This is a genomic window from Corynebacterium tuscaniense, from assembly GCF_008693065.1.
Lineage (GTDB): Bacteria > Actinomycetota > Actinomycetes > Mycobacteriales > Mycobacteriaceae > Corynebacterium > Corynebacterium tuscaniense.
This window is the reverse complement of record NZ_VXKH01000020.1, coordinates 13,233-28,490: the sequence shown is the minus strand read 5'-3', so window position 1 is coordinate 28,490 and position 15,258 is coordinate 13,233. Positions and strand designations below refer to the sequence as shown.

Below are 15,258 nucleotides of genomic sequence, written 5' to 3'. Positions count from 1 at the left end.
GTGGCCGGTGCTCAGGGCGCTGTCCAATAAGGACTTCATCGGGGAAACTCTGGACCGGCCGGTAGGGGAGCGCGTTGCCGGCACTCTCGCTGCCACGGCGTGGTGCGCCGCCCGGGGGGTGGCGGCGTTCCGTGTGCATGAGGTCGCTGAGACAGTGGACGTGATCCGTATGACTGCCGCGATACAAGGTGCTGTCGCGCCTTTGAACACCGTGCGGGGTCTGGCATGAGGGTCTCCGTGGTGATCCCGGCTTTGAACGAGGAAGCCACCGTCGCCGGTGTTGTGAAAGCTGCCAGGGCCTCCTGTGCCAGTGAGGTCATCGTGATGGACTCTGACTCTACGGATGCCACCGCTGCTGTTGCATGCGAAGCCGGTGCCACGGTGCTTAATTGGCGCGACATTGCCCCCAAGATCCCCGTTCGCCCCGGCAAAGGCGAAGCTCTCTGGCGCGGGGTGCGCGCTGCTACGGGGGATGTGGTGGTCTTCCTTGACGCGGATGTAACCACGGTGGAGCCGGGGTGGGTGGATGCGTTGGCGGGGGAGTTCGCCGACAAGCGTGTGCAGTTGGTCAAGGCGACCTATCGTCGCACGCTCGATGGGGAAGATCACGGTGGCGGGAGAGTCACAGAACTGACGGCGAAACCACTGCTGAAGCTTCTGTTCCCGGCGATCCCCGCGCTTGAACAACCTCTTGCTGGCGAGTACGCCATCCGACGTGATGCGGCTTTGCGCCTGCCGTTCGTGGCAGGCTACGGCGTGGAGGTGGGTCTACTCATCGACGTAGCCACCGCCTACGGGTCCGGTGCGATCACCCAGGTCAACCTCGGTGTGAAGACGCACCGTAATCGGCCGCTAGCCGAACTGGCGGACATGTCTGACATCGTGGCGCGCACCATCTTAAGCCGCGCCAGGGTCGCTGGCACAGCTGTGGAAGAACGTCCACCCTGGGTGGGATAAACTCGCCTCATGCTGTCTTGGATACTGCTGATCCTGGTGATCGCCGCTATTGCTGTTTTTGGCATTTGGGTTTCCGCAAGCATCTTCGGGCGCGGTGAAGTCCTGCCACCGATGGATGAACCTGCAGACGTGATCGCCGCAAACCGTGCCGCTGTGGCTGAAGGCCGTTTCGATGACATCGCATTAGAGGTGGTCAGGCGCGGGTATCGTCAGGATCAGGTGGACGCCCTCGTCGAGGACCTCAGGCACTTCTCTGCCGGTGCGCGTACTATTGATCTAGTTGACACTGTTGAAGACTAAGGAGTGACACCGCATGGCAGCAATGAAGCCGCGCACTGGTAACGGCCCGATGGAAGTGGTCGAGGAGAGCCGCAAAATTGTGATGCGCATCCCGTCTGACGGTGGTGGCCGTCTCGTGGTTGAGCTCAACAACGAGGAAGCAACGGAGCTGGGTAACCTGCTGTTGTCCGTGGCAGGGGAGTAACTGGAACCTTATGCTCCACCACGTCATTGACGTTCTCGCCGATCCTATTGATGGGTCGGCGCTTTGCGGTGCGGACGAGTTTTCGCGGCTGGTATCAACCACGGGCCACTCGTATGACGTGGCCAAGCAGGGCTATGTCACGTTGGCTTCCGGCGCGGGCCTGAATCATGAGGGCGATAGCCCGGCGATGGTCGCTTCGCGTGAAGCTTTCTTGTCCCGCGGGCATTTCGCGCCCTTCGTGGAAACCGTGACGGAGCGTGTCCTTGATGCGTTATCGCACGGCCCGCTTATCGACGACTCCCGGCCCACCGTCCTCGAAGTCGGCGCTGGCACCGGCTACTATCTCTCGCACACCCTCGATGCAGTGGAGAATTCCCGCGGTGTTGGTGTGGATATTGCGGTCCCGGCGGCGAAGCATTTGGCGAAGTCCCATCCCCGTGTGGGTGCTGTGGTCGCTGACGTATGGGCGGGTCTGCCATTGCAGGATAAATCCGTGGATGTGATCACGGTGATTTTCGCTCCACGTAACCCGGCGGAATTTGCCCGCGTGCTCAGTGATGATGGTGAGGTCATCGTGCTTACCCCGCAGCAAGGGCACCTGGATGAGCTGCGTGAGCCACTCGGCATCTTGGGTGTAGAGGACGGCAAGGTTGACCGCCTCCTCGAACAAGCCCGCGGATACTTAGAGCCGGTTGACGATGGTGAACTGATTGAGTTCCCCATGCGACTGGACCGCGATGCCATTGCTGCACAGGTAGGCATGAGTCCATCTGCGCGCCATATTGAGCCGTCAGTGCTCGCCGAGCGTGTGGCGCAGCTGCCGGAGACCATGCAGGTCACCGCGCGTGCACAGCTAACCCGCCTATGTAGGGCGTAGAACGCCCTACATAGAAAGATCTAACCAGCTTGCTATCTCTCCCTAGGTAGGGCCTCTTTCTATTTATCTCTCCCTAGGTAGGGCCTCTTTCTTTTTATCTCTCCCTAGGTAGGGTTTTAGCCCTACCTACGCCACTGGTCGTTGATCTTCGCATCCCCTTCAACGGTGGTGCGGATGTCGGCCACGCCGTTTTCTGGCCAGAAGCGGCTGGACAGGGTGACAGCGCCGCCGCCGGCGAAGATTTCGATGGCGGAGCCGTCGATAAGCACGGAAATATTATCTTCGTCTTCGTCGTCAAGTGCGGCGATGGCCGGCTGGCCGTCAAGGCGGTCCAGGGTGATCTTGTCGCCGGAGTGGACGATGGATGCGCAGACCTCGCCTGCGTTGTCCAACACGTCGACGGTGACGCTGGCGCCGACGGGGATCTCGCACAGGCCGGTCCACAGCAAAGCGCGTTGGGTGGCGTCTACAGCACTGGGGAGGCCAGGAGCGGGGGTTTGGTAGAGCTTGCCACCGGCGAGGGTGACCACGCGGGGTAGCGATAGCGCATTGGCCCATCCTTCTGTTTCCCATGTGGGCTGGGTGGTGGGGTCGCCACGGCGGCCACTGGAGGCGAGCAGGCCGAAGATGCGGGCTTCGGCGTAACGCTCGTCATCGGTGTGGGTGCCTGGCACGACGTTGGTGCTGCGCGGACGCGTGAAGTCGTGGCCGTGGTCAAGGCGGGTGAACGGGGTGGTTACCTGGAATTCGGACCCGTCGAGGGTGCCCACGAGGTAGCCGGAGATTTCTCCGTCTTCGCGCTCTTGGGTGAGGAACAACACGTCGTAGATGACGCTATCCACTTCGTCGCGTAGGCGGATGATGCGGGGTGCGACGGTACGTGCGTCTGCGGGAATCCCGGATTCACCGGCGAAGCCCAACGGACCGATGATGGTCCACATTTCTTGGTCCGTGGATTCAAGAACGACTGGGACGGGCTCCTCCTCCGGGCCGGTGGAGGCGAGCATGAGCCAGCCGGCTTGCCCTTGGTCGCGGTCGTTGTTTTCCTCCCAATCCGGAACAACACAGGGGGAGCGGAAGCGGACGAAGCGGCCGGTGTCCTTCACCACGGGGCCAAGGCGGCGTACGCCTGGGTCGACCTCGTCGGATTCGTCGAGGTGTTCGCAGAGGGCCTCAGTATCGTCTACGTGTGCGACTTGGATGGTGGTGCCAGCGGATGTTTCGGAGGTGAAATATAGGCTGGTGCCGGTCTTGCTGGCTACAACGCAGCCGGCGAGCACGCGGGTTTCGCCGCCGACGGGGGCGATGACGTCGTTGCATTCGTAGAAGTCGAAGGGGTTGCCTTCGGAGTATTGGTGCGCCCAACGGGTGGGGGCGCCTGGTTCGGTTTCGTATTGGTAGAACAGGTGCCAGTCTTCGCCGTTACGGAGCATTCCGGCGGCAGCATCGAGGATGCCGCGTTCGGCGGTGACGTGCAGTTCTGGTCGAAGGGTGCTCACTGTCGGGGTTCCTTTGCGTGCTGTGTTGGGGGTACTGCCTACATGAGCGAGGCGTAGACGTCTACGGTTTCTTGGGCGATTTTGTCCCAGGTGAATTCTTGCTTTACGCGGGCGAGGCCAGCGGCTGCGTATTTCTTGGTCAGGGCAGCATCGGCGGCAAGGGCGTTGACCGCGGTGGCGATGTCTTTTTCAAAGGTGGTGGTGTCCGCTTCGTCGTAATGCACGAGGGTGCCGGTTTCACCATCGACGACAACCTCGGGGATTCCGCCCACGTCAGACGCCACAACGGCGGTTTCACACGCCATGGCCTCCAGGTTCACAATGCCCAGCGGTTCGTACACGGACGGGCACACGAAAATATCGGCTGCGGAGTAAATCTCACGGATCTGTTCTTTCGGCAGCATTTCGGTCACCCAGTGCACACCGTCGCGGGTTTCGCGTAGTTTGTTGACGAGTCCTTCCGTCTCTGCCGCAATCTCTGGCGTATCGGGCGCACCGGCACACAGGATGATTTGGATGTCCTTGTCAAAGTCTTGAGCCGCTTTGACCAGGTGGGGCACACCTTTCTGGCGAGTGATGCGGCCAACAAAAGCGACGATCGGCCGGGAGGTATCTACCCCGAGACGTTCAATGATGCCGGTGGATTCCGGTGAGTCGGGTAAGACGTGGAACCATTCGGCGGTGTCGATGCCATTGAGGATGACGTGGACCCGTGATTCGTCGATACGCGGGTAGGCGCGCAAGATGGCGTCCTTCATCCCGGAGGACACCCCGATGACTGCGTCGGCGTACTCCATGGCGTTCTTCTCAGACCACGAGGAGACGTCGTATCCACCTCCGAGCTGTTCGCGCTTCCAGGGGCGGTCCGGCTCAAGTGAGTGTGCGGTGACCACGTGGGGGATGCCATGTAGGAGACCTGCGAGGTGGCCGCCGAGGCCGGAGTACCAGGTGTGGGAGTGGACTACGTCGACGTTGTTGGCGGCATTAGCCATGCGCAGCCCAGTCGAGAGGGTTTTGAGCGCGCTGTTTGCCTCCGCAAGCTCGGGGTCCACGCCGTGCACGTAGACGCCTTCAGCGTCGCGGGGTGCGCCCATGCAGTGGACATCCACCTCAACACCGTCGAGCTGGCGCATAAAGCGGGTCAGTTCCGTGACGTGAACGCCGGCGCCACCGTAGATTTCCGGCGGGTATTCGCGGGTCATCATTCCAACTCTCATGATCATCGACAGTAGCTACGTTTGCGCGTCGCTGCATGGGCTCGCGCCGTGTGGGTAATTTCGGGTGTGATGCGCTGCGAGAACGGGCTAAGTTACATAGTCTTAAAGGTGTGATACGCCAGCCGAATGTTCTTGCCATCGTCCTCGCCGGCGGAGAAGGAAAGCGACTGTTTCCGCTGACTCTCGACCGTGCTAAGCCAGCCGTCCCGTTTGGCGGTAATTACCGCCTTATCGATTTTGTGCTGTCGAATCTGGTGAATGCGGGGTATAACCGCATTGCCGTGTTGACGCAGTACAAATCGCACTCGCTGGACCGCCACGTTGCTACCGCGTGGAACTTCTCTGGTCCGACGCACCAGTACATTGCGTCGGTTCCGGCGCAACAGCGTTTGGGTAAACGCTGGTATCAGGGTTCTGCGGATGCGTTGTTGCAGTCATTGAACTTGATTTTTGATGAGTCCCCGGATTACGTCCTTGTCTTCGGCGCGGACCACGTGTACCGCATGGACCCCTCGCAGATGGTGGAGAATCACATCGCGTCGGGTAAGGCATGCACCGTCGCGGGCATTCGTGTCCCGCGTAGTGAGGCCTCGCAGTTTGGCTGTATCCAGTCTGATGAGAATGGTGCGATCACGGAGTTTCTGGAGAAGCCGGCCGACCCGCCGGGCACTCCAGATGACCCGGATACGACGTTTGCGTCAATGGGCAATTATTGCTTTTCGACGGAGGCGCTGATCCAAGCCCTCCGCGACGACACCGAAAACGACGATTCAGACCACGATATGGGTGGAGACATCATCCCGTACTTCGTGGAACGCGGTGAGGCGAATGTGTATGACTTCTCCTCCAACGAGGTGCCGGGGGCAACAGAGCGCGATAAGGCTTACTGGCGTGATGTAGGGACCATCGATAGTTTCTACGAGGCGCACATGGACCTCATTTCTATCCACCCCGTGTTCAACTTGTACAACAAGGCGTGGCCGATTCACTCCACGGAGGATGAGAACCTGCCGCCGGCAAAGTTTGTCTCCGGGGGTCTTGCGCAGGAGTCCATCATCGCGCCGGGGTCCATCATCTCCGGTTCCACGGTGCGTAACTCGGTGCTGTCCACGGATGTGTACGTGGAGGATGGGGCAGTGGTGGAGTCTTCTGTCTTGATGCCGGGGGTGCGCGTGGGTAAGGGAGCGATCGTGCGCCACGCGATCCTGGATAAGAACGTCTACGTGTCCGATGGTGCTGCCGTGGGCACACACCGGGCGGACGACGAACGCCGCGGCTTCACCATTTCCGCGGAAGGCGTGGTGGTTGTAGGTAAGGGCGAATTCGTCGAGTAGCCCTTACCGGTGGTCCCCTTACTGTGCGCGGGTGATCAGCGTGACACCCGCGTCGAGTGGCAGACGCGTGACCAGGGCACCATCGAGGGTGTCGATCAGTGAGTCGGCTTCGCGGGCAGCGGTGGTGTTGCGGTCGGTGCGTGAGGCGTCGATAAGCGTGCCATCCAGCAACGAGCCGAGCAGAACTAGCGTGCCACCTGGTGTGAGCAGAGGCCATGCGGCTTCGACGACAGCGGGGAAATCCACCGGTTCCACATCTGCCACGACCAGGTGATAAGACTCCGCGGCCAGGCGGCCCAGCACATCCAGCGGGCGCGATGGCAGGAAGCGAGTGCGCGAGGGGCCAAAGCCCGCGTCACGGAAGGTGGCCTTGGCGCGCGCCTGGTGGTCTGCCTCCGGGTCGATGCAGGTCAGGTTGGACTTCTCCGGCAGGCCAGCGAGGATGTGTAGCCCAACGACACCGGCGGCCGGAGTCATGGCTACAGCGCCACCCTCACCAACAGCGGCCAGCGTTCCCAGGAGGCTACCCAGTGCCGCACCGGGGGTGGGTAGACCGTACTCGCCAGCATCCGCACATGCTGCATCAAGCGCAGCCTGCAGCTCAGGCTGGGTGCTCCGGCCAGCGACGGAGGAAATATACGCGTTCAGAGAAGAAAATGCAGAGTCGCTCACACCGGTCATCCTACGAAATAGAGACACCTTCGACGGGTGGGGCACGCCGCGCGAAGACCTCACAGGTATTTCCTAGGGCCTGGCCACACCTGTGTGAGGGCGATAAGGAACAATAGTATGCATGAATGCGCCTGCTGAGCCTTTGGAGCCCTTGGAGCCACTGACTGGTACCGCTGCTTTTGACGCGGGTGAGGGTGCCATGCCTACGTGGGCGGAGCTCGTGGAGGAGCACGCGGATAGCGTGTACCGGCTTGCTTTCCGTCTGTCCGGTAACCAGCAGGATGCAGAAGACCTCACACAGGAAACCTTCATGCGCGTGTTCCGGAATCTGAAGTCCTACAAGCCCGGCACGTTTGAGGGATGGTTGCATCGTATTACCTCTAATCTCTTCCTGGACATGGCTCGCCATCGCAGCAAGATCCGCATGGAGGCGCTGCCGGAGGACTATGAGCGCGTCCCGGGCACCGAGATGACTCCGGAGCAGGTGTACAGCGTGGCCAACCTTGACCCGGCTTTGCAGGAAGCGTTGGATGAGCTCAGTCCGGAGTTTCGCGTGTCCGTGGTGTTGTGTGATGTGGTGGGCATGAGCTACGAGGAGATTGCTAAGACCCTCGGCGTGAAAATGGGCACGGTTCGTTCGCGGATTCACCGTGGGCGCAGCCAGCTGCGTGATTCGCTGGAGGCTAAGGCGCAGACTAATGAGGGCGCCCGCGAGCTCATCCGCGCACGTTAGGGTGGTGCCTCGTGCCACGTTTTGATTCGACTGATCACCTGAGCTTTGAAGCGGTTGCGGCGCTCGTAGATGGTGAGTTGTCGCGCACCGCAGTGCATCGCGCACGTCTACACCTGGTGGTATGCCAGGTGTGCCAGGATGAGGCTGCCCGTCAACGGGCAGCGGCGGCAGCAGTGCGGGAGCACAATACGGACGGGTGTTTGCGCGCGCCGCGTTCACTGGTGGAAAAGCTTGCTCTCATGGAAGGTGCAGAGGAGATGCCTGTGCACAAGCCGTCGCCAAAAGGCATTGGGTTGAGCGCCACGTGGTCAAAATTGCGCGAGGGGTTAAAGTAGAGCCGTGTTTAACATTGGCTGGGGCGAGGTCTTCGTCATCATTCTCGTCGGCCTGATTGTTGTGGGGCCCGAGCGTCTCCCTGGGGTCATCCAGGACGTGCGCGCCGCCATTTTTGCCGCGCGCAAAGCCATCGCCAATGCCAAACAGGAGCTCAACGGGGAATTTGATGGCCTAGATGAGTTCCGTAAACCCATGAGCACCGTCACGGAGTACGCGGCGATGGGCCCGAAGAAAGCCATTGCCAAAGTGCTTTTCGACGAAGACGGGGACTACCTCGACGCCCTCAACCTCACCACCATGATGGGTGGGGACCCCGTCCCGGCTGCACGGCCACGGCCGGACAAGGCACAGCCACAACCGCCAACGACGAGCGGTGGCGGGTTCTCCTGGGCTGATGTGACGTAGTTGTGCGTAGTTGTTAGTTTTGCGTCACGCCGAGCGAGAGGTTCTTGCCGGCGAGGGATTCACGGCGCACTTTGAGTTTCTTAGCGATGTCATTGATCGCCTTGGCGGCGGGGGAGTCGGGTGCGGAGACGGCGATCGGGGTGCCGTCATCGCCGTGGGCCCGCAGCTGCGGGTCGAGGGGGACAGAACCAAGCAGCGGAACCTCGTCACCGGTGATGCTGGTCAGGCGCTCTGCTACCTGCTCGCCACCACCGGTACCAAAGATATCCATGGTGCTGCCGTCGGGCATGATCATGGCGGACATGTTCTCAATCACACCGGCTACGCGCTGGCCGGTCTGCTGGGAGATGGAACCGGCACGTTCCGCAACCTCGGCGGCAGCAGCCTGCGGTGTGGTCACAATGAGCAGCTCTGCATTCGGCACCAGTTGCGCCACCGTAATGGCCACGTCGCCGGTTCCTGGTGGCAGATCCATGAAGAGGACATCCAACTCAGACCAATATACGTCAGCGAGGAACTGCTGGATAGCGCGGGTGAGCATCGGGCCGCGCCACACCACGGGGGCGTTGCCTTCCACGAATTGCCCGATGGAGATGTGGCGGACGTTGTGGGTGATGGGGGGCATCAACATATCGTCGACAAGCGTTGGGCCTTGCCCCACAGAACCCATGAGGCCGGGAATAGAGTGGCCGTAAATATCCGCGTCGAGAATGCCCACCGTGAGGCCCTGCGCGGCGAGGGACGTGGCAAGGTTGACCGTCATCGAGGACTTACCCACGCCACCCTTGCCGGATGCCACCGCGAACACGCGGGTGGTTGAACCGGGCTGTGCGAACGGAATGACAGGTTCAGACCTGTCACCCTTGAGACGCTGCGCAAGGTTGCGACGCTGCTCATCGCTCATCGTGTGCATGGTCACGCTGACCTCACCCACGCCTTCGAGCTCCTGAACCACCGCGCGCACATTGCTCTCGATAGTGTCACGCATGGGGCAGCCAGCGATGGTGAGGTAGATACCGACGGCAACATCATTGCCATCAATCCGAACCGACTCAACCATGTCCAACTCGGTGATCGGCTTCCCAATCTCGGGGTCATCCACCCGCGACAACGCATTACGGACGGCTGCTTCAGAAATTCCTGGTGTAGGGCTTGTGTTACTCATCACCGGTCAGTATATGACCCTTACCCGCAGAAACACTAGACTCGACCATGCCCGAGAAACATGAAGCGAGGTTTTCAACACCATGACCCAGCCGTACAACGCGCGCACCATCCCGCAACGCCCGTCCGGGTGGCCCGTGGGCAGCTTCCACACCTATGCCGAAGCCCAAGCCGCAGTGGACTACCTGTCGGACCAAGAATTCCCCGTGGAAGAACTCACCATCGTGGGCGTAGACCTCATGCAGGTAGAAAAAGTCACCGGCCGCCTGACATGGGGCCGAGTACTTGGTGGTGGCGCACTATCCGGCCTGTGGTTCGGCTTGTTCGTTGGTCTCCTCTTCGCTCTTTTCAGCCCGGAGCCCATGTTGTCCATGCTCACCGCGGTGGTGATCGGCATTATCTTCGGACTCATCTTCGCCGGTGTGGGCTACGCCATGACGCAGGGCAAACGCGATTTTTCCTCCGCGACCACGATTGTTGCGGGACGCTACGACGTCCTCTGCGAGGCCAGCCAAGCCCCACGCGCCCGCGACATGATCTCCAAAAACCTTCCACAGGCAGGACAGTAAATGCGCAAGACCCTCATGGCTGCTGCCGGTTTGAGTATCTTGTTCCTTTCAGCCTGTGCCGAGCCCCCATCAGAGTCCCAATCCACCGTGAAAATTGCGGTGGACCCCACCGATGAAGAACAGATGGTGTTGGCAGAAATCTACCGTCAGATCATTCAGTTTGACGGCCGCGCCGTGGGAATTATCCCTATGGAACTCGCGGATGACAGCACGAAACTTGATGTCCTTCTAGCCGGCGAAGCCAACTTTGCTGTCATGTGTGCTGGTTCCCTCGTCACTCAAACAAACCCGGGTGAGGCTAGCGAACTCAATCGTGCTGTCGCTGATGCTGCGGAAGAAGGACACTCGGACAACGTCGAAGACATCCCACTGTCAACCTATGACGCTGCCGTGGCAAGCCTGCCGACTGTCCTGCGAACCATCGACCCCTCACCAGCTGAGTCGTGTGCGAACCAGGAACACGGCGACCTGCCCAACAACATCATCCCGGTGTTCAAAGCCCAACTTTTTGAGCGCGGCGTTCTCCGCGCCATGAACAAAGCGACCCGCGCGCTAAGCACCGAGGAACTCGATGAACTCGTTAAAGAATCCGCGAAAGACCCCGATCCATCCCATGTTGTGAACGAGTGGATTCAGGAGAAGACTGGCATGGGGGTTGCACTTGAACGCGCTGTCGAAGACGACGAACCTGGCAGCGCCTAAGTCTCCGAATTAGCACACAGGAAGAGAATTACATGTCCGTATTAGCAGTGATCATGGCCATCACATGGTCTGTTTGTGGCGGCGTTTTGATCTGGGTGGGGCTCAAAGCCCGCCAAGGGACTTTGCCTAAGAACAACTGGGTGGGCATTAGGACCTCAGCTCTCCTCGAGAGTGAAGAGGCTTGGATCACTGGCCACAAGGCAGCTGGGGATGTGCTCGCAGCCAGTGGTATCCCGCTGATCATCGGTGGGATTGTGTGCCTTTTTGTGGATGATCACAAGATCGGCTGGCTGAGTATGCCCGTTGTTGTGGTTTTGCTCGTCCTGGTGACGCTCGCTGCGAAGAAAGCTGAAGCTGCTGTGAAGTAAGGGGTCTTCCTACAGAGGCAAGCAAAAAAGGGGGAGCTGCGTGGTGCAGCTCCCCCTTTGCCTTAGCTGCCTAGTCGGCAAATGCCTCGTCGAGCAATGCCTTCTCCTCCTGCTGGTGGACCTTCGCCACACCGGTTGCAGTGGTGGACTGTGCGCGGCGCGAGATGCGGCGCATCGGCGGCATGTTGTCCACGAAGTTGGCCAAGTGTTCGTTGTAGAACGGCCACGGGCCCTGGTTGGCGGGCTCGTCCTGCACGAAGCGGATTTCCTTGGCGTTCGGGTAGTTTGCAAACGCGTCGGACAGGCGGTTGAACGGAATCGGGTGCAGCATCTCCACACGGATGATGGCGATGTCCTCGCGGTTGTCCTTGGCGCGGCGCTTCTCCAGCTCGTAGTAGATCTTGCCGGAGCAGAGCATGATGGTGGTCACCTTGTTGGCATCGCCGATGATCGTGTTGGAGGCATCCACCAGGCGCGGGTCGTCGATGACGGAGCGGAAGGACTTCTGCTCGGTGAACTCATCCACCTGGGAGACCGCAGCCTTGTTGCGCAGCATGGACTTCGGGGTGAAGACAACCAGCGGGCGCTTCATGTCACCGAGTGCTTGGCGGCGCAGAAGGTGGAAGTAGTTAGCCGGGATGGTCGGCTGAGCGATGGTCATGGACCCTTCGGCCACCAGTTGCAGGAAACGCTCGATGCGTGCAGAGGAGTGGTCCGGTCCCTGACCCTCGTAACCGTGGGGGAGCAGCATGACCAGTTTGGACAGCTGGCCCCACTTGGTCTCACCGGAGGAGATGTACTCGTCAATGATGGTCTGGCCACCGTTGGCAAAGTCACCGAACTGTGCTTCCCATGCGACGAGTGCTTCCGGGTTACCCACGGTGTAGCCGTACTCAAAGCCCAAGCCACCGAACTCAGTCAGGGCGGAGTTGTAGATCCGGAAACGGCCACCGTTGCCTGCATCAATGGCAGTGGCGTCGAGCGGGTTGAACTGCTCACCAGTGTTCGGGTCGAAGAGGACACCGTGACGCTGGGTGAAGGTGCCGCGTTTGGAGTCTTCGCCGGCGAGGCGGACGAGCTTGCCCTGCTTAGCCAGGGAGCCGAAGGCGAGGAGCTCGGCCCATGCCCAGTCGATGTTGCCGGACTCGAAGGAACCGCCACGGTTCTTTAGTACGGACTTCAGGCGCTTGTTCGGGGTGAAGTCCTCCGGAAGGTGTGCGTATGCGTCGGCAAGTGCCTTGAAGGTCTGTGCATCGATGGAAGTGTCCAGGCCACGGGTGAGGGACTGGGACTCGGTGATACCGGTCTGCTCGCCCGGCTTACCGCCACCTTCCTTGACGTCATTGAACACAGAGTCCAGCTGGTCGTGGAAGTCCTGTGCCGCGATCTCGGCTTCTTCCTGTGTGATATCGCCACGGCCAATGAGGTCCTTGGTGTAGCGGGTGCGCACGGACGGGTGGGACTCGATGCGCTCGTACATGAGCGGCTGGGTCACCGATGGATCGTCTGCCTCGTTGTGGCCACGCAGGCGGTAGCAGATGAGGTCGATGAAGACATCCTTGCCAAACTTGCGGCGATACTCAGTAGCCAGCTGGCCAACCCACGCTGCTGCCTCCGGGTCATCGCCGTTGACGTGGAAGACCGGGCAGTCAAAGCCCTTAGCCAAGTCGGTGGCGTAGTAGGTGGAGCGACCCTGGTCCGGGGTGGTGGTGAAGCCAACCTGGTTGTTCACCACGATGTGGACGGTACCGCCTACGTCGTAGCCGGTCAGCTTGGACATGTTCAGGGTTTCCTGAACAACGCCAAGCCCAGCGAAGGATGCGTCACCGTGGAGCATCAGCGGCACAACGGTGTGATCGTCGGCGTTCTTACCGTGGTTAATCAGGTCCTGCTTAGCGCGGGCCAGACCCACCAGAACTGGGTCGACGGCCTCAAGGTGCGAGGGGTTGGCAGCCAGGGTGAGTTTGATCTCACCGTCGCCGAACATCTGGATGTGTTCGCCTTCGAAGCCCAGGTGGTACTTCACGTCACCGGAGCCACCCTGCTGGGCCGGCTGCAGGTTGCCTTCGAACTCGCTGAAGATGGTCTTGACCGGCTTGCCCATGATGTTGAACAAAACGTTGAGGCGCCCACGGTGTGGCATACCAATGACAACTTCATCCAGACCCTGGCCAGCGGCAGTGTCAATGATGGAGTCCATGAGCGGGATCAGGGTTTCAGCACCCTCGAGGGAGAAGCGCTTCTGGCCCAGGTACTTGGTCTGCAGGAAATTTTCAAAGGCCTCAGCGGCGTTGAGCTTCTGCAGGATGTACTTCTGCTCGGCGTTGGTCGGCTTCGGCATACCCACCTCGAGGCGGTCACGCAGCCAGTCACGCTCATCGCGGTCGAGGACGTGGGTGTACTCAGCACCAACGTGGAGGGTGTAGGCGGCGCGCAGGCGGGTGAGCACCTCGCGGAGGGTCATCGTCTCCTTGCCACCGAATCCGCCAACGTTGAAGGTGCGGTCCAGGTCCCAGAGAGTCAGGCCGTGCGTCTCCAGTAGGAGGTCACGGGCATCCGGCTTGGGCAGGCCAGGCTGGTGCCAGTTCAGCGGGTTGGTGTCCGCCATGAGGTGGCCGCGGGAGCGGTATGCCTCGATGAGGTTCATCACACGGGTGGACTTGTCCACGCCGGAGTTCGGGATGTCCTGCGCCCAACGCATTGGTGCGTAGGGGATCCGCATGGCTTCGAAGATCTCGTCCCAGAACTTGTCGTCGATAAGCAACTGCGAAATATCACGCAGGAACTCGCCGGACTCTGCACCCTGAATGACGCGGTGGTCGTAGGTGGAGGTCAGCGTGGTCAGCTTGCCTACACCGAGTTCGGCCAGGCGGTCCTCGGAAGCGCCGGCGAATTCAGCCGGGTAGTCCATGGCGCCAACGCCGACGATGGTGCCCTGACCCTTTGTCAGGCGCGGGATGGAGTGGCGGGTGCCAATGCCACCTGGGTTGGTCAGCTGGATGGTGACACCCTGGAAGTCATCGAGCTTCAGCTTGTTCTGGCGGGCGCGTGCGACGATGTCCTCGTAAGCCTTAACAAACTGGTCGAAGGTGAGGGTCTCACACTCCTTGATGGCTGCGACGACGAGGGCGCGGGAGCCATCCTTCTGTGGAAGGTCAATGGCAAGACCCAGGTTGATGTGCTCAGGCGTGACAACGAACGGCTTGCCGTCCACAACCTTGTAGTTCACGTTCATGCCCGGGTGGAGCAGGGCGGACTTCACAATCGCCCAGCCGATGATGTGGGTGAAGGAAATCTTGCCACCGCGGGTGCGCTTGAGGTGATCGTTGATCTGTGCGCGGTTCTCAAACATGAGCTTGACCGGCATATCGCGCACAGTCGTTGCCGTCGGGACAGTCAAGGACTCATCCATGTTCTTAGCAATTGCCTTGAACATGCCCTTGAGCTGCTGCTCACCAGCTTCTGGCAGGGTGCCAATCTTGTCTAGTGGAGATGGCTTCGGTGCCTGCGGCTGTTTGCGTGCAGACGGGGTGGTGGATTCTGCCACCGCTTTGTCTACCTTGGTCTGGCGGCCGTCCTGGCTCGGTGCGCCAGTGCTCTTGGCAACCTTCGCTTCGGTGCGTGCGCGGTGGACAGTGGTGTCCGCGCTGTTCGCGGCGCCAGAAGCGAGCGGGCTAGACCCACCGGTGACGCCCTTCTTTTCAAACAGATCCCGCCATTCCGCGTCTACGGAGTTGGGGTCCTTCTTGTACTGCTGGAACATCTCATCAACCAGCCAGTCGTTTTGGCCGAATGTGCTCTCGCTGCTCACGGCAGTTACTCGCCTCGCTTCTGTGCTCTAATAGTGCGTTTTGCTTTTTGTACGTTGCCCACGTTACTCGGGGTTAACCGGGGTGTGGATCGTTGTTGACAGCCCACAATACTGCATGCTTTCCGCTGTT

General features: G+C 60.5%; 17 protein-coding genes. 12 read left to right on the top strand and 5 right to left on the bottom strand.

Annotated elements, in window-relative coordinates:
- The 5 genes from F4V54_RS05530 to F4V54_RS05510 form a co-directional block, all read left to right on the top strand.
- Positions 1-229: dihydropteroate synthase (locus F4V54_RS05530; protein ID WP_170253111.1), on the top strand; the 229-nt coding region annotated here is incomplete at its 5' end.
- Positions 226-957 carry a glucosyl-3-phosphoglycerate synthase gene (locus F4V54_RS05525; protein ID WP_102723193.1) on the top strand — a complete coding sequence of 244 codons (732 nt, stop codon included), beginning with the start codon at positions 226-228 and terminating at the stop codon, positions 955-957. The genes F4V54_RS05530 and F4V54_RS05525, both read left to right, overlap by 4 nt.
- 9 nt (positions 958-966) lie before the next feature.
- The gene (locus F4V54_RS05520) at positions 967-1,257 is read left to right on the top strand and encodes a cell division protein DivIVA (RefSeq protein WP_180969836.1); all 291 of its coding nucleotides are present in this window, start codon (positions 967-969) and stop codon (positions 1,255-1,257) included.
- A gap of 13 nt (positions 1,258-1,270) precedes the next feature.
- On the top strand, positions 1,271-1,441 hold the full coding sequence (locus F4V54_RS05515) for a DUF3117 domain-containing protein (protein WP_084576442.1): 171 nt from the start codon (positions 1,271-1,273) through the stop codon (positions 1,439-1,441).
- A gap of 10 nt (positions 1,442-1,451) precedes the next feature.
- The gene (locus F4V54_RS05510) at positions 1,452-2,318 is read left to right on the top strand and encodes a methyltransferase domain-containing protein (protein ID WP_150386519.1); all 867 of its coding nucleotides are present in this window, start codon (positions 1,452-1,454) and stop codon (positions 2,316-2,318) included.
- Between the two features lie 122 nt (positions 2,319-2,440).
- Here the strand turns inward: F4V54_RS05510 and F4V54_RS05505 are convergent, their stop codons facing one another.
- Together F4V54_RS05505 and glgA are read right to left on the bottom strand one after the other, a co-directional pair.
- Positions 2,441-3,817 (bottom strand): GH32 C-terminal domain-containing protein, encoded by a 1,377-nt coding sequence (locus F4V54_RS05505; RefSeq protein WP_150386518.1) that lies wholly within the window; start codon positions 3,815-3,817, stop codon positions 2,441-2,443.
- 38 nt (positions 3,818-3,855) lie between these two features.
- On the bottom strand, positions 3,856-5,034 hold the full coding sequence (gene glgA, locus F4V54_RS05500) for a glycogen synthase (RefSeq protein WP_102723266.1): 1,179 nt from the start codon (positions 5,032-5,034) through the stop codon (positions 3,856-3,858).
- Between the two features lie 110 nt (positions 5,035-5,144).
- On the opposite strand from glgA, the gene glgC reads away from it, so the two are divergent.
- Entirely contained in the window at positions 5,145-6,368 is a 1,224-nt protein-coding gene (glgC, locus tag F4V54_RS05495; RefSeq protein ID WP_034662496.1) for a glucose-1-phosphate adenylyltransferase, read from the top strand.
- 18 nt (positions 6,369-6,386) lie between these two features.
- Here glgC and F4V54_RS05490 read toward each other — a convergent pair whose 3' ends face one another.
- On the bottom strand, positions 6,387-7,040 hold the full coding sequence (locus F4V54_RS05490) for an O-methyltransferase (RefSeq protein WP_102723265.1): 654 nt from the start codon (positions 7,038-7,040) through the stop codon (positions 6,387-6,389).
- A gap of 121 nt (positions 7,041-7,161) precedes the next feature.
- On the opposite strand from F4V54_RS05490, the gene sigE reads away from it, so the two are divergent.
- Genes sigE through tatB form a run of 3 tightly spaced genes read left to right on the top strand, consistent with a single transcriptional unit; the run spans position 7,162 to position 8,514 of the window.
- A complete protein-coding gene (gene sigE, locus F4V54_RS05485) occupies positions 7,162-7,773 on the top strand; it encodes an RNA polymerase sigma factor SigE (RefSeq protein ID WP_150386517.1) in 612 nt (203 codons plus the stop codon).
- Between the two features lie 11 nt (positions 7,774-7,784).
- On the top strand, positions 7,785-8,108 hold the full coding sequence (locus F4V54_RS05480; protein ID WP_150386516.1) for a hypothetical protein: 324 nt from the start codon (positions 7,785-7,787) through the stop codon (positions 8,106-8,108).
- A 4-nt stretch (positions 8,109-8,112) separates the two neighbouring features.
- Entirely contained in the window at positions 8,113-8,514 is a 402-nt protein-coding gene (gene tatB, locus F4V54_RS05475) for a Sec-independent protein translocase protein TatB (protein WP_150386515.1), read from the top strand.
- A 13-nt stretch (positions 8,515-8,527) separates the two neighbouring features.
- Here tatB and F4V54_RS05470 read toward each other — a convergent pair whose 3' ends face one another.
- Positions 8,528-9,679: an Mrp/NBP35 family ATP-binding protein gene (locus tag F4V54_RS05470; RefSeq protein ID WP_150386514.1), complete on the bottom strand. Its 1,152-nt coding sequence runs from the start codon at positions 9,677-9,679 to the stop codon at positions 8,528-8,530.
- A gap of 82 nt (positions 9,680-9,761) precedes the next feature.
- Here F4V54_RS05470 and F4V54_RS05465 point away from each other — a divergent pair, with 82 nt between their 5' ends.
- Genes F4V54_RS05465 through F4V54_RS05455 form a run of 3 tightly spaced genes read left to right on the top strand, consistent with a single transcriptional unit; the run spans position 9,762 to position 11,317 of the window.
- Positions 9,762-10,247, top strand: coding sequence for a YflT domain-containing protein (locus F4V54_RS05465; RefSeq protein WP_034662621.1), 486 nt, complete (start codon positions 9,762-9,764; stop codon positions 10,245-10,247).
- Positions 10,248-10,949, top strand: coding sequence for a hypothetical protein (locus F4V54_RS05460; RefSeq protein ID WP_034662486.1), 702 nt, complete (start codon positions 10,248-10,250; stop codon positions 10,947-10,949).
- Positions 10,950-10,981: 32 nt separating this feature from the next.
- Positions 10,982-11,317 (top strand): SdpI family protein, encoded by a 336-nt coding sequence (locus F4V54_RS05455; RefSeq protein ID WP_150386513.1) that lies wholly within the window; start codon positions 10,982-10,984, stop codon positions 11,315-11,317.
- 70 nt (positions 11,318-11,387) lie between these two features.
- Here the strand turns inward: F4V54_RS05455 and F4V54_RS05450 are convergent, their stop codons facing one another.
- Entirely contained in the window at positions 11,388-15,128 is a 3,741-nt protein-coding gene (locus F4V54_RS05450) for a multifunctional oxoglutarate decarboxylase/oxoglutarate dehydrogenase thiamine pyrophosphate-binding subunit/dihydrolipoyllysine-residue succinyltransferase subunit (RefSeq protein ID WP_150386512.1), read from the bottom strand.
- Between the last annotated feature and the right edge of the window lie 130 nt (positions 15,129-15,258).